Here is a 21008-nt window from a genome sequence, read left to right as displayed (position 1 = left end):
CTACACCAATTATTAAATGGGGCTTTTACCTTTTATTCCTAATGCGTTTGCCCTGGGGGTGTACAGGATAATCCGCCAGGGTGTACACCGTAATTGATTACCCTGTACAGGATAATTTTTGTGAGTCGGGAGTTTTGACTTAGTTAGTCCCGTCTTTACATATAGAAAGACAGGTAGTAAAGATTAGTAGCTCAATATTACGGGGCTTTACACTGAAGTCGATACCGATTCTGAATAGTTTCCAGAGACAGGCACCCCTATAAACAATTAAAGCCTGTCTCACGACAAGCCCTAACCAACTTTGTTAACCTTAAATCTAATACTATTATGAAAAAACCACAATGCAAATATACTGCTTAATCCAAACCTGTCAAGAGGTTTTATGCTAAATGGTGTTTCATGCAGTACAAGAAAAGCTAACAAGCTTCAATATGTCTATTTTTTGCTTCCGAAGTGTTAAAATAAACACTTTTTCTTCCTATTTCTTCTTCAAGATACGTTCTGCGCAGTCGGACAGTACCACGATTGCACCGGCTATGATGGCCGTATCTTTTATAACCAGACGGCCCGCTCCGGTCAATAAAGGGAAGCCATGTTCGCCGCTACCCAAATCCGGCACCCATACTTCGGGAGTCGTGACAAGGAAAGAGAGTGTCCCTATAGTCATTATAATAGCCAGGCCGGCACCGACCAGACCGATCTTCGGTGAGAATATACCGAGGAAAGTAAGGATACCAATCGCCATAATCAGGATACCCAGGCCATGGGAAAAACCATACGTGTTATTTTCTACATGCCACTGATGTTTTGCTTCGTTGAATTCTCCTTCCTTCAATTTATATTCCTTGTACTCCGGGGCACTCTTTGTGTAAAAGAAACTCATAAAAGGACTGTTTGCCACAAACGGAACGATACCTTCCGCCTCATAATTATAGAACTTCAGGCCGCCGATCCATACAAAGATGATCAGGATCGCTACACGTATCAGGTTAATACCCAGCTTTTGCGAGGAAGCTGCAATGTTCAGGAATGTGTCGAATAAATCTTTCAGTTTAGTAGTCATGTCTTTCTCTTTTTATGTGTTCAACTTATGATGCAAAGATCAGACATTTCTACCCTGCAGGAAATGGCAATTCTGCCGGATAATTTGACAATTATTCCCTATCACATAATAAAGGGGCTATGTCATTGAATATTTTGACACAACCCCTTCGATATTCTATTGACGAATGTTATTTACGAACGCCCAGTTCTACCAGTTTTTCTACATCCAACGCATATTTACGCTCGATGCTCTGTAATACATCCTCACTGACATTCACGGGACGGTTCAGTTTCTTCATCTCGCGGTATCCTTTATAAACTTGCGTAATCATCTTTTTCGGGTTGAAAACAAGCGATGAAGTAATCCAACATCCGTGCGTACACCAGCAATTGGCGGTATCGCCATGACCGATAGCGGCAATCTCCTGCTTCATAGCGTCGCTCGCCATGATCTTGGTGATATCGCAATCGTAATCCTTTACATTGCCGAGCGGCTCACGGAGTTCGCAGGCACGGAAACGGCCGTCATAGTCGATCACCAGGGTAGTTTCGCCAGCCGTACAATCCATTCCCCAGGGAGTGGGATGGTCGATATTGGTCGCACGTACATTATATAATGTACGAATAAAACCCAGATAGAAGAAACGGGCGATAGGTTTTCTGAAACCACCGGTTTCCTCCGCCATACGCTCGCCATATACATTATAGATAGGAGCTACCTTATCCTGCAAAGCGCGTAAAGTAGGCTCGGTAAGGATCTTTACCCCATCGTCGCGAGTCATCCCGCGTGCAGCTTCGATGATATGGTTGGAAAGATGGAAACGTCCGAGCATCCATATCATCAGATCCTCCACTTCCGTTTCGTTATATTTGGTAATCACGGTTGCCAGGTTTTTCAAAACCCTGCCGTCGTCTGCAAAGTTCTTTTCAATCAACTTCAGCGTTCCCATTGCTTTGTAGAAATTACCGGGCACTCCGCGTTGCGTATCGTGCGTATCGCCAAAGCCGTCCAGGGAAAGACTGAGGTTGATATTCAGCTCGGGACAGTTCTTGCGGATTTGCTTAACCCAGGCAATGATCCGGTCGGGCTTCAATCCGTTGGTGGGAATGTTTACGTCTTTGATCTCGTTGTTCTTATAAAACATTTCTATAATCTCCGGCAACTCTTCACGCAGGGTCGGTTCGCCACCGGAAACCCATAGGCGGTTGAACTGACCGGCTGTTTCGGATATCTTCTTTATTTCTTCAAAAGTCAGGTCTTTTTCCTTCTTATCCATGTCTTCGGCATAGAAACACATTTTACATTTGGCATTACACCGTCCTGTGACAAACAGGAAGATAGATTCTAATTTTCTGTTTGTGCTCATTGCCCTGAAAGAGCTCTTTGTTCTTTTTGTACCCATTGCTATTATTGATTAGATTTCTCTATTAGTATTAGCTTCCATTCCTTATTTTGCAGATAGACAAATATATACATCTCTATTAAAACTATCGGCCAGACCTGAAAACATTCGCAAATTTCAACTATTATATAGCGCAAAACAATCTCCATTTGTGGGATTCAATGTTCTATTTTTAAGAATATCGACTAACAAGTCTAAATAGTCTTATATTTGTATGTTCAAAATATAGTGGAGATAACAACATGGAAGACAACATTCCTAAATTCGACATTCCTCTGGATTTTATTGTCGGAGACAGTATTACGGGTGAAATATTAAATCAGTACGGTCGCTTCCCCTGCAAGATCAAAGCCGGTATTTTCGTACTTTGCGTACAGGGTACTGCACGCGCCACCGTCAATCTGACTGAATTCATTATCAAGCCCAACGACTTCATTACCCTTCCGCCGGGATGTTTCATTCAGATACATGAAGTATCCGACGATATTAAACTTTGCTTTGCCGGATTCTCTTCTACCTTTGTGAGTCATATAAACTATATCAAAACCATTACGAACTACTTACCTGTCATCTTCGACAGCCCGATCATGCCCCTGCCCGAACAGGTGTCCGTATTATACCAGGAAGCTTTTTCTCTATTGATCAAGGCTTATTCCCTGCCTAAAGCGATTGAGAACAAGGAGATTATAAGAGCCGTTTTCACCATCTTCATGCAGGGAGTTATCGAGTTGTACAAAAATCATACGCCTTACAGCAATGCTCCGATGACGCGTAACATGGAAATATGCCGTGAGTTCGTGCAGCTGGCAATGGAAAACTACACGAAAGAGCATAGCGTTTCTTATTATGCCAAAAGGCTTAACATTACCCTGCAACATTTTTGCTACGTAATAAAAAAGGTAAGCGGACGGACTGCTCTGGATATACTCTCCAATATTATCATCATGGATGCCAAAGCCCAATTGAAATCGACCGACCAGCCGGTCAAAAAGATTGCATTCGCGTTGGGCTTCGACAACCTGTCGTTCTTCAATAAATACTTCCGCCAACATGTAGGAATGACTCCTCAGGAATACAGAGAGAGCTAAAAAAGGGATATGCCGGATGCAGACCCCTATAAACAATTAAAGCCTGTCTCACGACAAGCCCTAACCAAACTTTGTTAACCTTAAATCTAATACTATTATGAAAAAACCACAGTACAAAGATACAGGTATTCTCCAACTTGTCAATAGTTAAAATGCTAATTAGTGTTGTATAGCATATAAGAAACACTAACAACGTTCAAGATATTTATTAATAGCTTCTAAAATGTTAAAATCGGGGCAAAAAGAAGAGGCGCTGCCATAAGCAACGCCTCTCCGGCTATACATTATTATATATGTAATATTAGTCTTGCAATTTAGCGCAGATGAACTCGCGGTTCAAGCGAGCGATATTGCTGACAGAGATATTCTTCGGACATTCCATTTCGCAAGCGCGTGTGTTGGTACAGTTACCGAAGCCCAGTTCATCCATCTTGGCAACCATTGCTTTTGCACGGCGAGTCGCTTCAACCTTACCCTGAGGCAACAGAGCCAGCTGGCTAACCTTGGCAGAAACGAACAGCATAGCCGAACCGTTCTTACAAGCAGCGGCACAAGCACCGCAACCGATACATGCAGCAGCATCCATCGCCATTTCAGCATCCGCACGAGGGATAGGAATTGCGTTTGCATCAGGCACACCTCCTGTATTCACAGAGGTGAAACCACCTGCCTGGATGATCTTATCGTAAGCATAACGGTCAACCATCAAGTCGCGGATTACCGGGAAACCGGCAGAACGCCACGGTTCGATCGTAATTGTTTCACCATCGTTGAAACGGCGCATGTACAGCTGACAGGTAGTAGCACCTGTTGCCGGTCCGTGCGGATGTCCGTTTACATACAATGAACACATACCGCAGATACCTTCACGACAGTCGTGGTCGAACACTACAGGATCTTTACCTTCGTTAATCAATTGTTCGTTCAGGATATCCAGCATTTCCAGGAAAGAAGTACCCTGGTTAATGTTTTTCAGCTGGTAAGTTTCGAACTGTCCTTTTACGTTAGGACCTTTCTGACGCCAGACTTTGAGTGTGATATTTATATCTTTATCCATGATTCTAATTTTTGAAAATTGTTACTTCTTGTAGTTACGTGTCTGAGGTACTACGAATTCATAATTCAGATCTTCCTTCAGCATAACAGGATCTTTGTCTTCACCCTGATATTCCCAGCAAGATACATACATAAATTTATCATCGTGACGAAGAGCTTCACCTTCTTCAGTCTGATGTTCAGTACGGAAGTGTCCACCACAAGATTCAGCACGATCCAGGGCATCATGAGCCATCAGCGCACCGATCTCGATAAAGTCTGCCAGACGCAAAGCCTTTTCCAGCTCAACGTTCAAGTCATCAGCTTCACCCGGGATATGTACGTTTGTCCAGAATTCCTTCTTCAGGTCTTTCAACTGCTGGATAGCATTCTTCAAACCTTCGGCATCACGAGCCATACCGATGAATTCCCACATGATGTGACCCAGTTTCTTATGGATAGAATCGACAGATTCTTTACCCTTGATGCTCATCAATTTCTTGATACGGTCCTTGATCGCTTTTTCAGATTCTGCGAACTCAGGCAGGTCGGTGCTGAAGCGCGGAACCTGGATCTGGTCGGACAGATAGTTCTGGATAGTATAAGGCAATACAAAGTAACCGTCAGCCAAACCTTGCATCAAAGCAGATGCACCCAGACGGTTAGCACCGTGGTCTGAGAAGTTGGCTTCACCGATAGCGAACAGACCCGGGATAGAAGTCTGCAATTCATAGTCTACCCACAGACCACCCATTGAGTAGTGCAGTGCCGGATAGATCATCATCGGAGTTTCATATGGATCGTCGTTGGTAATTTCTTCGTACATGTCGAACAAGTTACCATATTTTGCTTTCACAACATCTTTACCCAGACGGTTGATTGCGTCCGAGAAATCGAGGAATACAGCCAAACCTGTGTTGTTCACACCGAAACCGGCGTCGCAACGTTCTTTAGCAGCACGTGAAGCCACGTCACGCGGAACCAGGTTACCGAATGCCGGATAACGGCGTTCCAGATAATAGTCGCGGTCTGCTTCAGGGATATCTTTACCTTTCTTAGTTCCGGCCTGCAATGCTTTTGCATCTTCCAGTTTCTTCGGAACCCAGATACGACCGTCGTTACGCAGTGATTCGGACATCAACGTCAGTTTAGACTGATAGTCGCCGTGTACAGGAACGCAAGTCGGGTGGATCTGCACCATACAAGGGTTAGCGAAGTAAGCACCTTTCTTGTAGCACTGCCACGCAGCAGAACCGTTGGAAGCCATTGCGTTAGTAGACAGGAAGAATGTATTTACATAACCACCTGTAGCAACAACTACTGCATGAGCAGAGAAACGTTCGATCTTACCGGTGATCAGGTTACGAGCGATGATACCGCGAGCACGGCCATCCACTTTAACAACATCCAGCATTTCGTGACGAGTATACATCTTTACTTTATTCAAACCGATCATACGGCTCAAAGCAGAGTAAGCACCCAATAACAACTGCTGTCCAGTCTGACCGCGGGCATAGAACGTACGGGATACCTGAGCACCACCGAATGAACGGTTATCCAGCAGACCACCGTATTCGCGAGCGAAAGGTACACCCTGTGCCACGCACTGGTCGATGATAGAGTTGGAAACTTCTGCCAAGCGATAAACGTTTGCTTCGCGGGCACGATAGTCACCACCTTTAATTGTATCGTAGAACAGACGGTAAACAGAGTCACCATCATTCTGATAATTCTTTGCAGCATTGATACCACCCTGTGCAGCGATAGAGTGTGCACGGCGGGGAGAATCCTGAATACAGAAATTCAATACATTGAATCCCATTTCAGCCAGAGAGGCAGCAGCAGAAGCACCGGCCAGACCAGTACCAACTACAATTACGTCCAGGCGACGTTTGTTTGCGGGATTCACCAGTTTCTGATGATCTTTATAATTAGTCCACTTCTCAGCCAACGGGCCCTGAGGGATTTTAGAATCTATTTGAGTCATAATGATTTATTTTCAATAATGTTACACCTTAAATTAAAGTCCTGCACAAGCAGCTGCACAATCACCTCCCACACCATTCAGGAAGAAGATAATCGTAATGATTGCAAACAGACCACAGATAACAGTTGCTACGATCTTAGAGATACAGATCCAACGATTCATCCAGATTGTATTACTCCAACCGATTGTCTGGATAGCGCTCCAGAAACCGTGAGTCAGGTGGAACCACAAAGCTATGTACCACACTACATACAAAACTGTCCACAGGGCAGCCAGCGAGCTTGTATGGAAATAGTAGTTGATAAATGCCGCACCATCCTGGGGAGATACGCTTGTCACTCCGTCGCAAAGTGTAACCATGTGATTACCCAACAGTTCGGCGAACATCATCTTATACCAGAACTGGCTGAAGTGAAGAATCATAAACAGGACAATGATAATGCCCAGTACCAGCATGTTCTGAGATGCCCATTCCACACCTTTCGGGCGAGCGTTAATTGCATAACGGTCGTTACCGCGAGCCTTCCGGTTCTGCAGTGTCAGAAGAAGTGCATACACAAAGTGAATCACAACGCCTGCAGCCAATACCAGAGTAGCAGCTACAGCATACCAATTTGCTCCCAGCAATGAACAAATCATGTTATAGGCCTCTCCGGAGAAAACAGCCGCCACATTCATTGACAAGTGGAACAATAAAAAGAAAACAAGAAAAAGCCCTGTAATACTCATTATCAGCTTTTTCCCGATAGAAGAATTAAGTAACCACATAAGATAATAATTTAAGTTATTTAATTGTTTATAAAGATTCGTTTTAACTTGTTTAATTATCACGCAAAGGTATGCTAAATACACGTATCACGCAAACGATTAAAGAAATATTTCGCCAATTCAACCTATGCTTTTCGGGGGAAATAAACTCCGGATTCCTCACCGGGCAATAATTAACAGATATATTCCGTTTTTTATCAGAAAATAATTTATTTTCGCCGGATAAATCAGGGATATACATGTTACATCATAAAATACTGTGCCTCATACTTGTCGTACTCTTTACTACCTCTATTTCCTCCCAGGAGAAAGATAGTGTAACGATCATGCACACAACACACGAATTCGAAAAAACTTATAACAAAATAACTGAAAATAAAGTATTCCAAATGCTACATATACCGGTGCCGTTATTTGCCATATCGGCACTGACCTACAGCCAGGGAAGCAAATTCCGGACTATGCGGAATGCCTATGTCCCGAACTTCCGGTACCATTATGACGACTTCCTACAATACGCACCGTTAGCAGCCGTAATCGGCATGAAACTAGGGGGTGTAGAGAGTCGTAGTTCGTGGGGGCGGATGTTGGTATCAGATGCTTTTTCGGCCACCCTGATGGCGGTCACGGTAAACAGTATGAAATACTCAATCCACCGCACACGTCCGGACGGTTCGGCCAATAATTCCTTCCCTTCCGGACATACGGCTACAGCATTTATGGCTGCCACCATCATGCACAAGGAATACGGACTCACCCGCAGTCCTTTATACAGCATCGGCGGATATACCGTGGCCACCGCAACCGCTTTCAGCCGTCAATTGAACAACCGCCATTGGCTGAGCGATGTATTGGCAGGCGCAGGTATAGGGATACTTTCTACCGAACTGGGGTACTTTCTGGGAGATCTCATTTTCAAAGATAAAGGGCTCAATCTCCCTGACAGGATAAGAGAATCTGCACCCAAAGGCGGACGCCCGTCGTTTCTTGAGTTCGGTGTAGGATACAGTATTATAAACGGTAGCATAGAGATCGGGAACCTTATCCGCCTCACTTCGCCGGGTGCGACCCATGTCAGCGTGAAAGGGGGGTATTTCTTTAATCCCTACATCGGTATCGGTGCAGAAATAACCGCCCTCACCAGTCCCATGGCTTTTGATATGTCGTTATACAACGGAGGTTCTCCCAACAATAATTATAACATAATACGGGTTCATGCCGACCCGACAGGTGTATTTTCTTTTACCGGAGGTCCCTATTTTTCTTTGCCTGTGGCAGGTAAGTTATTACTAGGCAGCAAATTACAGACTGGCTACGCTCACTTTTTGAGCAATGAAGTCGAAATGGATATGCAAGAGAAAAAAACGCCCTACGCCATTAAAAAGGACATCGTCTTTATGAAAGGTAAAAGCAATAACAGCCTCATCATGCGCACAGGTATTTCCGCAACGGGCATTGTCAACCGGAATCTGGGAATTCGTCTGTATGTGGATTACGATTACACTTTCCTGAATGCCCCCTACCAGATATTATCCAATCCGGGAGAAGAAAACCCCGCATACGGAGATCTCCGCCACAGCAAACATAAGGTGCATTACTTTACGATCGGTGCTGCGGTAACCGCTTTATTCTGGTAAAGCTTATGCAATAAGTATGGCACAAACTATAGTCCTAATACCGGAGGTTAAAAAGACGTATGGAAAAGAAGAAACAATATCGCAGATTTGAACTTTTTTAGCTATGTTTGCACAAGCATAATTAAAAAAGGCAATGAAGACACTGGTACACACTGAGAAAGAGCATATAGAGGCGATCATCCGCAGCTGCGACGTCTGTTTCGTCGGCCTGGCGGATACGGATGGTACGCCTTACGTTATTCCCATGAACTTTGGCTATCGCGATGGTGTTATTTATTTACATTCCGCTCAGGAAGGCCGCAGTATCTCGATACTGGAACGCAATCCGAAGATCTGTATTACATTTAGTACCGATCACGATCTGGTATTCCAACATCCGGAAGTAGCCTGCAGCTATCGCATGCGCTCGAAAAGTGTTATCGCCTGGGGAGAAGTGAGGTTTGAAGAAGATTTCGACAAGAAAACGGAAGCGCTGGATATTATCATGAAACAATATTCGGATAAAGAATTCCGTTATTCAGATCCGGCAGTTAAAAACGTGAAAATATGGCTGGTAGACCTCGATGAAGTGACTTGCAAGGAGTTCGGGGCACCACACAAGAAATACTAAACATTAAATAAGAGAATGAATTTATGAAGAATCTGTTAGCAATATTTTTAATGGCAATCCTGTTCGTCTCATGCGAAGGGGAAATAGGACCGATGGGCCCTCCGGGAAATGACGGAAAAGACGGTATCACTACCGAGTGGTTGATTGAAAAAGATATACCCGTCTATCCCAGCGATTGGAAACTGGTAGACGACCAGTACGGCAACCCTTTTTTCATGTATGAATACAGGATCAAAGACAAAGATCTGAGTTTATATGAGGATGCCTACAAAGAAGGATTGATCACCGGCTATATGTATCTGGATTATGGCACTAACAGAGAAGCACAAACGGCATTGCCTAACCCCATTAACCGAAGAGACAGTGACAATAATATCTGGACAGATACATACGCAGCCGAATATACTGTTGACGGATTTATCATCTTTAAAGTGACAATGTCTGATTTCTTTGTTGATCAACGACCGCTGGAAACACATTTCAGAATAGCTTTAACCTATTAAAAAGTACGCATATATCAGATATTTAATGTACTTTTGCCCAAAATAAGACTTTCAAAATAATGGGATTGCAAAAGCATAGCAAGGTACTGAATGAAACAGTAGAGAAGCTTTCGGACGAGAGCTCGTACAAACAACTGTTTCATGCCTACCGTGACGAAGAGGCATTACCTTCGGGAGAAGTACTGAAGGACATCATAGACCTGTGCCGCGCAATCCTGTTTCCGGGCTACTACGGGAACGCGCGGATCAGCAAACAAACGATCCGCTTCCATACCGGAGTGAACGTAGAAACCCTCCATACCTTACTCTGCCGGCAAATCTATGCCGGTCTTTGCCTGGCCGATACCAGTTGCACTTCCTGTCCGGAAGAAAAAATACAAGCCCGTGCAGAAGCACTTACCGAAGCATTCATCGCCACCCTTCCGGAGATGCGAAGCCTGCTTGCCACCGATGCCGAAGCCGCCTACAACGGCGACCCCGCCGCGCAGAACATCAGCGAAGTGATTTTCTGCTACCCCGGGTTCAGGGCCATCTGTAACTACCGTATCGCACACCAGCTCTATAAGCTCCGTGTCCCTTTCATCCCCCGCATGATCACCGAAATGGCTCATTCCGAGACAGGTATCGACATCCATCCGGGCGCTGAGATCGGACACTATTTCTCTATCGACCACGGAACAGGAACCGTGATAGGCGAAACCAGTATTATCGGGAACCGCGTACGTATCTTCCAGGGCGTCAGCCTTGCCGGAGAGAAACTGCCCCCCGACGAAAACGGCAATGCCATCCGCGGCGTAGCCCGTCACCCGATCCTGGAAGACGACGTAACCGTCTATTCCAATGCCACCTTGCTGGGCAGGATACGGATCGGCAAAGGAGCGACGGTCTGTGGTAACGTATGGATCACCGGCGATGTTCCTCCCGGCGATGTAATCACGCAAAATAAAGTAACTAAATAAATATCTTTTCTTACAACGCACACAAATGAGTAACGAGACATTTGACATGGTGGCCAAAACCCTGTACGGGTTAGAAGAAATACTGGCCGGTGAGTTATTAGCTATTGGCGCCAACGATATCGAAATCGGACGCCGGATGGTATCCTTCACAGGAGATAAAGAAGTGCTTTACAAAGCAAACTTCTGCTGCCGCACCGCACTGCGCATCCTGAAACCGATCTATCGCTTCAAAGCCAAAGATGCTGATACGGTTTACAAGGAAGTAAAAAAAGTAGTCTGGGAAAACTATATGTCGCTGGACAAGACCTTTGCGATCGACTCCGTGATCTATTCCGACGATTTCAACCATTCAAAATTCGTTGCCTACCGCACGAAAGATGCGATCGTCGACTACTTCATGGAGAAGCACAACAAGCGTCCTTCCGTACGTGTGAATAATCCGGACTTATATATCAACATACATATCTCGCACAACGACTGTACGCTATCCATCGACAGTTCGGGCGAGAGCCTGCACAAACGCGGTTACCGTGTCGAACAGACCGAAGCCCCGCTGAACGAGGTACTGGCCGCCGGCATGATCCTGAAGACAGGCTGGAAAGGCGAGTCGAACTTCGTCGACCCGATGTGCGGCTCGGGAACATTGCTGATCGAAGCTGCTATGATCGCGCTCAACATCGCCCCGGGTATCCATCGTAAGGAGTTCGCCTTCGAGAAATGGATCGATTTCGACCAGGAACTGTTCGACCGTATCTACAACGACGAAAGCAACGAACGTGAGTTCACCTTCAAATGCTATGGCTCGGATATCAACCCGGCCGCCATCGAAATTGCCCAGAAGAATATCCGCAGCGCCGGATTGGTTAAATATATCGATCTGCAAACACTGCCTTTCCAGCAGTATGCAGACGCACCGCAACCGGGTATCATGGTAACCAACCCTCCTTACGGCGAACGTATCTCCAGCCGCGACCTGCTCGGACTTTATACAATGATCGGCGAACGTATCAAACATGTATTCACCGGCTACAAAGTATGGATACTAAGCTACAAAGACGAATGTTTCGACAAGATCGGCTTGCGTCCGAGCGAGAAGATGAAACTGATTAACGGTTCGCTCGACTGCGAATACCGCTGCTACGATATCTTTGAAGGAAAGAATAAAGATTATAAGAAGGCATTGAATGAAGAAGGAGGAGAAACCCCTTCCGACTCACGTCCTAAAACAGAGTTTCCGAGAAAAGAATACGGAAGCCGCAGCAACGACCGTCCTGCCCGCCGTCCTGATTTCAAGTCCGACCGCATGGATAGCCCGGCCCGCCGTTTCGCAGCCGCCCACAGCGAGGATGAAAGCGAACGCGCAGCTGCAGCACCCGGCAAACGCTTCTTCGGCGAAGACCGCAACGATGGACGCCCTGCCCGCAAGCAGTTCGGCGGCGAACGCCCGACTCGTCCTATCTTGCTAAAAGCCGGCGAGAAACGTCCGGTCAAGATGCGTTATAAAGACGAAGACGACAAGTTCTCGAAAAACAAAAAGAGCTTCGGAGACAAGAAACGCGGAGACGCACGTTCATTCAAGAAACCATTCAAAAGAGGTACAGATGATTTTAAAGACGAGTTCGACGATTAAATATCTGCTACTCCTTTGTGCGTTTGTTTTATCTACACCTGCAACACTGATGGCGCAAGACAAACAGTTTACCTTACACGACCTGATCCCGGGCGGAAAAACATACAGCCGTTTCGTGCCGGAGAACCGGTCGCAACTGCAATGGGTAGGCGACGACATGTATATATATGTAGAGAAGAACAGCGTGATAGGAGCCCAACCGAAGCATTACCCGGAGATACGCGTCAGCCTCTCCGGGCTGAATGAAGCGTTGCAGACGGCCGGACTCGACACAGTAAGCCGCATGCCCAACTTCTCCGTACCCTATAAAGGCCAATGGATACTGACGTTCACCTCCAAGCAGCACCGTATCCATTATGATATGAAGCAGCAGAAGGTGGTAGCCGACTACAAGCTGGACAGGAAATGGAGCAATTACGAGTTCTGCCCGGCCAACAACTACCTGGCTTTCACGGAAGGAAACAATATACAGATCCTCTCGCCGGAGAACCGACCGGCTATTGTTACACGTGAAACAAAAGACGATATCGTATGCGGACAGGCTGTCCACCAACGCGAATTCGGTATCAACAAAGGCCTGTTCTGGTCGCCGGAAGGTTCCGCCCTGGCGTTCTACCGCATGGACGAGAGCATGGTGACCGACTATCCGATCGTCAATATCGACGCCCGCTGTGCCAAAGCCGAACCCGTTAAATACCCGATGGCAGGGATGAAAAGCCATGAGGTAACGGTAGGCGTCTACAATCTGGCAAGCGGCAACACCGTCTGGCTGAAGACAGGAACCCCCAAAGAGAAATACCTGACGAACATCGCCTGGAGCCCTGACGGGAAAAGTATCTATATCGCGGAATTGAACCGCGACCAGAACGAAATGCATCTGGTACGCTACTCCGCCCTGACCGGCGAGAAGGAGGCCGACCTGTTCACCGAGACGAACGAACACTACGTCGAGCCGCAACAGCCCGTCCTCTTCCTGCCCAACGACCCGAATAAGTTCATCTGGCAAAGCCAGCGCGACGGATACAACCATCTTTACCTGTATGATACGACCGGCAAGCTATTGAAACAACTTACCAAAGGCGAATGGGTAGTCACCCGCGTGATCGGCTTCGATGCAAAGGGAGAGAACCTCTTCCTCACCTCCACCCAACCGCACATGCTGAGTTCGTTCAGCTACGGGACACCGATGAACGTAAACGGCTGGAGGCTGAACCTGAAAAAAGGCAACACACAGCTCCTCACCTGGAGCGCCGGCATGGAAAGCGTGCACACCCTGTCCGTCAGTCCTTCCGGGAAATATGCGATAGATAGCTACGAAGCTCCTAAGATAGCACGTAATATCGACATTGTACAGACGAAGGACGGAAAGGTACTCGAAAACCTCCTGACTGCCAAAAACCCGTACGAAGGCTACGCAATGCCGGAGATAGAAGCAGGCACAATCAAGGCAGCCGACGGCACGACCGACCTGCATTATCGCCTGGTGAAACCCGTCGGGCTGGATGAAAGCAAGAAATACCCGACCATCGTCTACGTCTACGGAGGCCCTCATTCGCAACTGGTGACAGGCGGCTGGCTGAACGGCGTCCGAGGCTGGGACATCTATATGGCCGGGCGCGGATACGTGGTCTATACCATCGACAACCGGGGAACCTCCAACCGCGGATTCGCCTTCGAAAGCGTGATCCACCGCAACCTGGGAGTGAACGAGATGGCCGACCAGATGAAGGGTGTGGAGTTCCTGAAGTCATTGCCTTACGTAGATACCGACCGTATCGGTGTACACGGATGGAGTTACGGCGGCTTCATGACAACCAACCTGATCCTGACACACCCCGACGTATTCAAAGTCGGTGTAGCCGGCGGCCCGGTGATCGACTGGAGCAATTACGAGATCATGTACGGCGAACGGTATATGGACCGTCCGCAGGATAACCCCGAAGGATACCGGAATGCCAACATGAAACTGAAAGCAGGCAACCTGAAAGGCCACCTACTCCAGATACACGGCGACATCGACCCGGTAGTGGTATGGCAACACAGCCTCGGCTTCCTGAAAGCCTGTGTGGATGCGGACACCTATCCCGATTATTTCGTCTACCCCCGTCACCAGCATAATGTAATCGGCAAAGACCGCCCGCATCTCTACGAGAAGATCACGCGGTACTTCGACGACTATTTAAAATAACCGATAATAAAACGATAAAGATATGAACATTCTCTTATTAGGCTCCGGCGGCCGCGAACACGCAATAGCCTGGAAGATCGCTCAAAGTCCGAAAGTGGACAAACTATTCATTGCCCCCGGCAACGCCGGCACGGCACAGGTAGGAACCAACGTATACTTTAAGGCTGACGATTTCGCCGCCATCAAAGACTTCGTACTGGCAAACGATGTAAACATGGTGGTTGTCGGTCCGGAAGATCCGTTGGTAAAAGGCGTCTACGACTTCTTCAGGAACGACGCAGCCCTGGCCTCCATCCCGGTGATCGGTCCCTCTAAAGCCGGTGCACAGCTGGAAGGCAGCAAAGACTTCGCCAAAGCCTTCATGATGCGCCACAACATCCCGACTGCCCGTTACAAGAGTATCACTGCCGAAAACCTGGCCGAAGGATATGCCTTCCTCGAATCGCTGGCAGCTCCTTACGTGCTGAAAGCCGACGGACTGGCAGCCGGTAAAGGCGTATTGATCCTCGACACACTGGAAGAAGCGAAAAAGGAACTGGGCGACATGCTGAACGGTATGTTCGGCGATGCCAGCAAGACAGTCGTTATCGAAGAGTTCCTGACCGGTATCGAATGTTCCGTATTCGTCATGACCGACGGCACAAACTACAAAGTGCTCCCCGTAGCCAAAGATTATAAACGTATCGGCGAAGGTAACACCGGCCTCAACACCGGCGGCATGGGTGCCGTTTCCCCCGTTCCTTTTGCCGACGACGCGTATATGGCGAAGGTGGAAGAACAGATCATCCGCCCGACCATCGAAGGACTGAAAGCGGAAGGTATCGACTATAAAGGTTTCATCTTCCTCGGCCTCATCAACGAGAACGACCCGAAGGTGATCGAATACAACTGCCGCATGGGCGACCCGGAAACGGAAGTAGTGATGCTCCGTATCCAGAGCGACCTGGTAGACCTGCTGGAAGGCGTAGCCGAAGGCGATCTCGATAAGCGTACCCTGACGATCGACCCGCGTGCAGCCGTTACGGTCATGCTCGTAAGCGGCGGTTACCCCGAAGCGTATGAGAAAGAGAAGATCATCTACGGACTCGACGATATCACCTCCGACAACATCCTCTTCCACGCCGGCACCATTGCCGCCAGTGGCCGTATCCTGACCAACGGTGGACGCGTTATCGCCGTCAGCTCTTACGGAGCCAACAAGGAAGAAGCCCTGGCCAAATCATTCGCCGGAGCCAAGACAATCCTGTTCGACAAGAAGTATTTCCGGAAGGATATCGGGTTCGATTTGTGAATGTAGTGTCGTTGGTAGGGGCGGTTCGCGAACCGCCCCTACAGACGCTGTCATAATAGAACAGGCTGGTTCGACCGTAGGGGCGGGGTCTGTTATATAAGTTCAATATTTCCTGAATTGGCATATTGGCATATTGGCACATTATTTTCTAACTTTGAAACAGTAAACATGCAAGGATCATATACATATTCCCGCAGACACAGCCTGTCCGGCACAACGACATTTGTCGCGGTATTGCTGGCCTGTGTTGTATGCTGGGTAATTAGCTACATGAATTCGGTGGGATATCCGGTATATGGTGAAGTGACTGCCCCTCCGCTGTGGAACGCCATCTGCCAGGTACTGCCCGGCAAGGCTTTCACCTACGGCATCGGTATCTTATTGATGTTCGGGGGTGCTTTCCTGATCCACCGGGCCAACTATATACTGGTCCTGATCCGGGAAAAGACGCTGTTGCCTTTTCTCTTTTATGTACTGTTCATCAGCACCAATCCGGACTTCCTCCCGCTGAAATCGACTTCGCTGGGTGTATTCTGCCTCATACTTGCCATCTACCAGCTATTCATGTCCTATCACGACCCGGAAGCCAAAAGCAACGCCTACAACGCGGCACTGCTTATCGGTGTGGGTAGCCTGTTATGGATTCATATCCTATGGTTCCTGCCGCTGTTCTGGATGGGGATGTATAACTTCAGGACACTGAACATACGGACCTTCCTTGCCTCCCTATTGGGGGTCGGCACAATCTACTGGTTCCTATTGGGCTGGTGTGTATGGTTCCGCGACTTCACGCCGTTCACAATCCCGTTTGCCTCCCTGCTTAAGATACGTTTCCTAGTTTCACAGGAAATCGGCCTGCTGAGTTGGATCGCGATACTGTGGACAGCCTTTCTGACAACCGCCTCCGCCATCAACATCATTACCCATGAGTTCGAGGATGTCTTGCGTACACGCCAATTCTTATCCTTCCTGATCGCCATGTCGGTATGGGCATTCGCTCTTTATTTCCTTTACGAGCAAGCTTCCGAAGAGTTCCTGGAAACAGCCTGTGTGCCTGCCTCGATACTGATAGCCCATTTTTTCACCGTTATGCGGGGTAAGATCATCTTCTGGATGTTCTATTCGACAATTGTACTTTTTATTTCCCTCCTGATATTACGTCTATGGAATTTCTTATAGAATATGGATACATCGGGGTGTTCATCGCCTCTTTCCTGGCAGCTACTATCCTGCCCTTCAGTAGTGAGGTGGTACTGACAGGTGCACTGCTGGCCGGCTCCTCCTACTGGCCCTGTATGATCGCTGCCACCCTGGGTAACTTCCTGGGCGGTATGAGTTGTTACTGGCTCGGTATGCTCGGCAAAGTGGAATGGATCGAGAAATACCTCAAACTGGATGCCAGGAAACTGCAAAAAGTACAAAACTGGATAAAAGACAAAGGCTCCTGGATGGGCTTCTTCGTCTTTCTACCCGGCATCGGCGACTTCATCGCGGTAGCACTGGGCTTCCTACGTGCCAATATCTGGATCGTCGCCATTTCGATGTTCCTCGGCAAGGCCATCCGCTACTGGGTATGGATGGAGTTCGTTTATAAGGTGCAGGGGATGTTCTGACCCCTTCACCCCGCTAATAAATCTTTTTCCCCTCTTCTACAATCGTATACTCTTCGCCCGGAGCGTAGATACGATAGTGTTCGCACGAGTCGGAAGCATACGGCTTTTTCAGAAGTCAATCCGCCCTTGCCGAGGCTGAGTTGCAACAATAGCCAAGTCATTTTGATAACAGACAGTATCGGCCATCCCCAAAGAACGCAAAGCGTTCTCTGAAAGGTCTCAGCGGGTGAGCGTCCGTGAAGGGGGAAGACGAAGCGGCAGGAGGCTGCGCTGTCTGAGCGAAGCGAGTTCGCAGACGACAGCGTAGTCTTTCACCGGAACAGCGAAGCCGGTGCAGCCTTGATCTTTTGATTACTTTTGGATCAAGCCAAAAGTAAGAACTACTCAGCCAACCACTTATTCAGCTGTGTCAATATCTGTTCCTTGATATCCTCCGGCATATTGCCGATGCGGGCACGATGGCTGCCGCGGGGCTGAAAGTAGACCTGTTCGTTCACTTTACCTTTGAAGACAGGGACGTGGGCCGCACTCCAGGGATCGATCTCACCATAGATGAAGATCATCTTCGGATCGTTATCTTTCAGGAAGTTGTATATCTTATGATAGAGGGCAGGGCGGAATTCCACCTTGTCGACCAGCTCACGGGGGAGCATAATGCGGTTGAGGTAACCTTTACTGCTGTCGATGGTCAGGTATTTCCTGAAAGGCTTCGTGTCGTAACCGTAGTAGCCCAGTTCTCGGGCAGCCTGTACGAAGAAAGAGATGTTGGGCTGATCCTCGGCAAAATAGTCGGGACTGCTGATCTCCATCAGATGCTTGAATAAAGCCGGGCTGTCCGAATGCAAAGAAGGAATGACGGATACGGAAGTGCCCCATTGCCAGAGAGCGAAGGGATATTCCAGGACGCAATAGTCGAGCACTTCGGCCATCGGGATACGGTATTCCAGGTTCTTATCTTTGGAGAAAGCTTCGAGCAAGGGAAGCATTTCAGCTTTACGCTTCAGGACTTCACGCTGGAAGTCTTCTATCTTCCGGCGTTCCTGTCTGGTACCGACCTTGCGGAGAAAAGGCTCATGGCGTCCGTCTTCAACGCCCCGGCACAACGGGCCGACGTAAGGGACAGAGATATCCACATCATCGGGGAAAAATGCACGGTAGAGCATGGTGGTCTGACCGCCTTTGCTGATGCCGGTACTGATCCATTTGCCGGTATACAATTGTTTGAACGTCTGGTTGACGTTATGCAGGTCGTAGGCCGAGTTTTCGGCAGTCAGGTAATCCCAGTTGCAAGGTTCGGGGGTCGACTCGAGGAAGTAACGGTATTCTACAAAGACAAGGTTAGCATCGAGCAATTTGGTCAACTCTTCCTGATATTTGGGATTGAGAGCGTAAGCAGCGCCATAGCCTTCCGTCACCAGAATGGTGGGACGGTCGAAACCTACATGGCCTATGATGATGCGCTGAGTGAAAGTACCGGCCGCCGGGTCTTTCGGATCGACAGGCTGGGTGATACGCACCAGATACTTTTCCGGATAGACGTCCGACTCGAGTTGTTCGATGTTACTGATCCCTTTAAGGGAAGCTAGCTTCTCTTTCAGTTCGCCCGGGGCGGCAAAGGCAGCCAGGGTACAAAGAAAAGAGAAAAGCAAGAGGTTGAATGTTCTTCTCATGGCTTATCTTTTTTGTTATTGATTGTTCGTATGAGTCCTTCATATTTGGCACGTTTCACGGCCGACCCGGCAAAGATACGATTATAATCGTCGCGTGTAAAGTTCTGCAAGTCTTCTTTTTTCAAAGAAAGGAAGGCGGGAGAAGGAGAAAACGCCGCCTCACGGGTGGGCCGGGCGAAACGGTTCCAGGGGCAGACCTCCTGACAGGTATCACAACCGTAGAGGCGGTCACCCAGACGGGCAGCGTACTGCGAAGGAATATCGCCTTTATGCTCGATGGTGAGGTAGGAGATGCATTTGTTTGCGTTCAGGTGGCCGGCACTTTCGAGAGCACCTGTCGGACAGGCATCGAGGCAACGACGGCAATCGCCACAACGGTTCTCCCGGGGACTGTCGTAATCGAGCTCCAACGTGGTGACGATCTCACCGAGGAAGAAGAAAGAACCTTTACCGGGGATGATAAGGTTGGTATTCTTTCCGATCCAGCCGAGACCGGCTTTCCAGGCCCAATAACGTTCAAGAAGGGGGGCGGAGTCGGTAAAGATACGGGCGGCAGGGCTATAAGGTATCCCCTGCTCTTGCCCGGGAGAGGAAAGAGTAGTCACTTGTATGGAGGGGAGAAGCTCTTCCGTGATGTATTTCCAAAGTTGGCGAAGCTTGTCTTTCAATACGACATGGTAGTCTTTTCCGTAGGCGTAATAGGAGATACGGGGAGCATCAGGGGATTGTTTCTGCGACGGATAATAGTTGAGGGCGACGGAGATAACGGAGCGGGCACTTTCCACCAGGCCGGTGGGGTCGAGACGGATATCCCGGTAGTTCTCCATATATTTCATTCCTGCATGGTATCCTTCGGCTATCCACCGGTCAAAAAACAAAGCTTCGGTGTCTGCGGAAGAAACCTCTGCTATTCCGCAGGCATCGAAGCCTAATTCTTTTGCTTTGTCCTTTATACTGACAGATAGATTCATTCGAACACCTTGAACGTATACCCTTCTTTCTGTAGCCATTCGATAGCACGGGGCATGGCTTCACGCATGTTGCGCTCGGCTTTGAGAGAGTCGTGGAAAACGATGACTGAGCCGTTGCGGGCATAGTTCTTTACCACGTTGAATACGCCATTGGGAGTCATGTGGGGACTATAATCGCGGGTCACCACGTCCCACATGATGATCTTGTATTTCCTCCTGAGGGCCACTACCTGCGGGAAACGCATATGTCCGTGCGGCGGACGGTACAGGTCGCTGTGGATATATCCGGCAGCCTTCTCGATGTCATCCAGATAGTTCTTCGTCCAATATTGAAGCCCCTGAATATGGTGGAAGGTATGATTGCCAACCCGGTGTCCGCGATCGAGCACCATCTGATAAACTTCAGGGTGTTTGCGGACATTATCGCCTACACAGAAGAAGGTAGCTTTCACGCCATATTTGTCGAGTATATCCAAGACCCAAGGGGTAACCTCGGGAATAGGGCCGTCGTCGAAGGTGAGATATACACACTTCTCCTTGGCCGGTATCCGCCAGATTACCCCTGGGAACAGGACCCTGTAAAACCAGGGCGGTTGTTCTATAAACATACG

The 21008-nt window shown here is 48.2% G+C and carries 18 protein-coding genes; 10 read left to right on the top strand and 8 right to left on the bottom strand.

Annotation, left to right across the window (positions count from 1 at the left end):
- Positions 1-478 precede the first annotated feature (478 nt).
- Both QZ076_RS07370 and QZ076_RS07365 read right to left on the bottom strand, forming a co-directional pair.
- Complete coding sequence (locus tag QZ076_RS07370) at positions 479-1063, bottom strand: DUF417 family protein (RefSeq protein WP_293711890.1); 585 nt, start codon at positions 1061-1063, stop codon at positions 479-481.
- Positions 1064-1232: 169 nt separating this feature from the next.
- A complete protein-coding gene (locus QZ076_RS07365) occupies positions 1233-2447 on the bottom strand; it encodes a radical SAM protein (protein WP_293711888.1) in 1215 nt (404 codons plus the stop codon).
- 242 nt (positions 2448-2689) lie between these two features.
- On the opposite strand from QZ076_RS07365, the gene QZ076_RS07360 reads away from it, so the two are divergent.
- Positions 2690-3535, top strand: coding sequence for a helix-turn-helix domain-containing protein (locus QZ076_RS07360; protein WP_293711886.1), 846 nt, complete (start codon positions 2690-2692; stop codon positions 3533-3535).
- A gap of 301 nt (positions 3536-3836) precedes the next feature.
- On the opposite strand, the gene QZ076_RS07355 is transcribed toward QZ076_RS07360, so the two are convergent.
- Genes QZ076_RS07355 through QZ076_RS07345 form a run of 3 tightly spaced genes read right to left on the bottom strand, consistent with a single transcriptional unit; the run spans position 3837 to position 7325 of the window.
- Positions 3837-4592 (bottom strand): succinate dehydrogenase/fumarate reductase iron-sulfur subunit, encoded by a 756-nt coding sequence (locus tag QZ076_RS07355; RefSeq protein WP_293711884.1) that lies wholly within the window; start codon positions 4590-4592, stop codon positions 3837-3839.
- A gap of 21 nt (positions 4593-4613) precedes the next feature.
- The gene (locus tag QZ076_RS07350) at positions 4614-6557 is read right to left on the bottom strand and encodes a fumarate reductase/succinate dehydrogenase flavoprotein subunit (RefSeq protein WP_293711882.1); all 1944 of its coding nucleotides are present in this window, start codon (positions 6555-6557) and stop codon (positions 4614-4616) included.
- A gap of 33 nt (positions 6558-6590) precedes the next feature.
- Complete coding sequence (locus tag QZ076_RS07345; RefSeq protein WP_293711881.1) at positions 6591-7325, bottom strand: succinate dehydrogenase/fumarate reductase cytochrome b subunit; 735 nt, start codon at positions 7323-7325, stop codon at positions 6591-6593.
- A gap of 389 nt (positions 7326-7714) precedes the next feature.
- Here QZ076_RS07345 and QZ076_RS07340 point away from each other — a divergent pair, with 389 nt between their 5' ends.
- The 9 genes from QZ076_RS07340 (at position 7715) to QZ076_RS07300 (ending at position 17756) form a co-directional block, all read left to right on the top strand.
- Complete coding sequence (locus QZ076_RS07340; protein ID WP_293711879.1) at positions 7715-8962, top strand: phosphatase PAP2 family protein; 1248 nt, start codon at positions 7715-7717, stop codon at positions 8960-8962.
- A 133-nt stretch (positions 8963-9095) separates the two neighbouring features.
- Positions 9096-9572, top strand: a complete 477-nt coding sequence (locus tag QZ076_RS07335; protein ID WP_293711878.1) for a pyridoxamine 5'-phosphate oxidase family protein — start codon at positions 9096-9098, stop codon at positions 9570-9572.
- Positions 9573-9595: 23 nt separating this feature from the next.
- Positions 9596-10075: a hypothetical protein gene (locus tag QZ076_RS07330; protein WP_293711876.1), complete on the top strand. Its 480-nt coding sequence runs from the start codon at positions 9596-9598 to the stop codon at positions 10073-10075.
- A gap of 59 nt (positions 10076-10134) precedes the next feature.
- A complete protein-coding gene (locus tag QZ076_RS07325) occupies positions 10135-11034 on the top strand; it encodes a serine acetyltransferase (RefSeq protein WP_293711873.1) in 900 nt (299 codons plus the stop codon).
- Positions 11035-11059: 25 nt separating this feature from the next.
- Positions 11060-12664: a THUMP domain-containing protein gene (locus QZ076_RS07320; RefSeq protein ID WP_293711871.1), complete on the top strand. Its 1605-nt coding sequence runs from the start codon at positions 11060-11062 to the stop codon at positions 12662-12664.
- Positions 12636-14852, top strand: coding sequence for a DPP IV N-terminal domain-containing protein (locus QZ076_RS07315; protein WP_293711868.1), 2217 nt, complete (start codon positions 12636-12638; stop codon positions 14850-14852). The genes QZ076_RS07320 and QZ076_RS07315 overlap by 29 nt, the downstream gene beginning before the upstream one ends.
- Before the next feature lie 22 nt (positions 14853-14874).
- Positions 14875-16143: a phosphoribosylamine--glycine ligase gene (purD, locus tag QZ076_RS07310; protein WP_293711866.1), complete on the top strand. Its 1269-nt coding sequence runs from the start codon at positions 14875-14877 to the stop codon at positions 16141-16143.
- 168 nt (positions 16144-16311) lie between these two features.
- Entirely contained in the window at positions 16312-17322 is a 1011-nt protein-coding gene (locus QZ076_RS07305) for a hypothetical protein (RefSeq protein WP_293711864.1), read from the top strand.
- Positions 17307-17756 carry a VTT domain-containing protein gene (locus QZ076_RS07300; protein ID WP_293711862.1) on the top strand — a complete coding sequence of 150 codons (450 nt, stop codon included), beginning with the start codon at positions 17307-17309 and terminating at the stop codon, positions 17754-17756. The genes QZ076_RS07305 and QZ076_RS07300 overlap by 16 nt, the downstream gene beginning before the upstream one ends.
- 380 nt (positions 17757-18136) lie before the next feature.
- Here QZ076_RS07300 and QZ076_RS07295 read toward each other — a convergent pair whose 3' ends face one another.
- Genes QZ076_RS07295 through QZ076_RS07285 form a run of 3 tightly spaced genes read right to left on the bottom strand, consistent with a single transcriptional unit; the run spans position 18137 to position 21005 of the window.
- Positions 18137-19426 (bottom strand): S28 family serine protease, encoded by a 1290-nt coding sequence (locus QZ076_RS07295; RefSeq protein ID WP_293711860.1) that lies wholly within the window; start codon positions 19424-19426, stop codon positions 18137-18139.
- Positions 19423-20397 (bottom strand): tRNA epoxyqueuosine(34) reductase QueG, encoded by a 975-nt coding sequence (gene queG / locus QZ076_RS07290; protein ID WP_293711858.1) that lies wholly within the window; start codon positions 20395-20397, stop codon positions 19423-19425. Before queG ends, QZ076_RS07295 begins: the two co-directional genes overlap by 4 nt.
- The gene (locus QZ076_RS07285) at positions 20394-21005 is read right to left on the bottom strand and encodes a polysaccharide deacetylase family protein (RefSeq protein ID WP_075559522.1); all 612 of its coding nucleotides are present in this window, start codon (positions 21003-21005) and stop codon (positions 20394-20396) included. Before QZ076_RS07285 ends, queG begins: the two co-directional genes overlap by 4 nt.
- Between the last annotated feature and the right edge of the window lie 3 nt (positions 21006-21008).

It is taken from the genome of uncultured Parabacteroides sp. (assembly GCF_905196875.1).
Taxonomy (GTDB): Bacteria; Bacteroidota; Bacteroidia; order Bacteroidales; family Tannerellaceae; genus Parabacteroides.
This window is presented reverse-complemented; position numbering and strand designations above follow the sequence as displayed.

What these genes read in the sequence shown, in the direction of transcription:
- QZ076_RS07345 (WP_293711881.1), bottom strand. Translation starts at nt 7,325, where the DNA reads ATGTGGTTACTTAATTCTTCTATCGGGAAAAAGCTGATAATGAGTATT.
- QZ076_RS07355 (WP_293711884.1), bottom strand. Translation starts at nt 4,592, where the DNA reads ATGGATAAAGATATAAATATCACACTCAAAGTCTGGCGTCAGAAAGGT.
- QZ076_RS07325 (WP_293711873.1), top strand. Translation starts at nt 10,135, where the DNA reads ATGGGATTGCAAAAGCATAGCAAGGTACTGAATGAAACAGTAGAGAAG.
- QZ076_RS07370 (WP_293711890.1), bottom strand. Translation starts at nt 1,063, where the DNA reads ATGACTACTAAACTGAAAGATTTATTCGACACATTCCTGAACATTGCA.
- QZ076_RS07300 (WP_293711862.1), top strand. Translation starts at nt 17,307, where the DNA reads ATGGAATTTCTTATAGAATATGGATACATCGGGGTGTTCATCGCCTCT.
- QZ076_RS07315 (WP_293711868.1), top strand. Translation starts at nt 12,636, where the DNA reads ATGATTTTAAAGACGAGTTCGACGATTAAATATCTGCTACTCCTTTGT.
- QZ076_RS07305 (WP_293711864.1), top strand. Translation starts at nt 16,312, where the DNA reads ATGCAAGGATCATATACATATTCCCGCAGACACAGCCTGTCCGGCACA.
- purD (WP_293711866.1), top strand. Translation starts at nt 14,875, where the DNA reads ATGAACATTCTCTTATTAGGCTCCGGCGGCCGCGAACACGCAATAGCC.
- QZ076_RS07335 (WP_293711878.1), top strand. Translation starts at nt 9,096, where the DNA reads ATGAAGACACTGGTACACACTGAGAAAGAGCATATAGAGGCGATCATC.
- QZ076_RS07295 (WP_293711860.1), bottom strand. Translation starts at nt 19,426, where the DNA reads ATGAGAAGAACATTCAACCTCTTGCTTTTCTCTTTTCTTTGTACCCTG.
- QZ076_RS07350 (WP_293711882.1), bottom strand. Translation starts at nt 6,557, where the DNA reads ATGACTCAAATAGATTCTAAAATCCCTCAGGGCCCGTTGGCTGAGAAG.
- QZ076_RS07285 (WP_075559522.1), bottom strand. Translation starts at nt 21,005, where the DNA reads ATGTTTATAGAACAACCGCCCTGGTTTTACAGGGTCCTGTTCCCAGGG.
- QZ076_RS07365 (WP_293711888.1), bottom strand. Translation starts at nt 2,447, where the DNA reads ATGGGTACAAAAAGAACAAAGAGCTCTTTCAGGGCAATGAGCACAAAC.
- QZ076_RS07340 (WP_293711879.1), top strand. Translation starts at nt 7,715, where the DNA reads ATGCTACATATACCGGTGCCGTTATTTGCCATATCGGCACTGACCTAC.
- QZ076_RS07330 (WP_293711876.1), top strand. Translation starts at nt 9,596, where the DNA reads ATGAAGAATCTGTTAGCAATATTTTTAATGGCAATCCTGTTCGTCTCA.
- queG (WP_293711858.1), bottom strand. Translation starts at nt 20,397, where the DNA reads ATGAATCTATCTGTCAGTATAAAGGACAAAGCAAAAGAATTAGGCTTC.
- QZ076_RS07320 (WP_293711871.1), top strand. Translation starts at nt 11,060, where the DNA reads ATGAGTAACGAGACATTTGACATGGTGGCCAAAACCCTGTACGGGTTA.
- QZ076_RS07360 (WP_293711886.1), top strand. Translation starts at nt 2,690, where the DNA reads ATGGAAGACAACATTCCTAAATTCGACATTCCTCTGGATTTTATTGTC.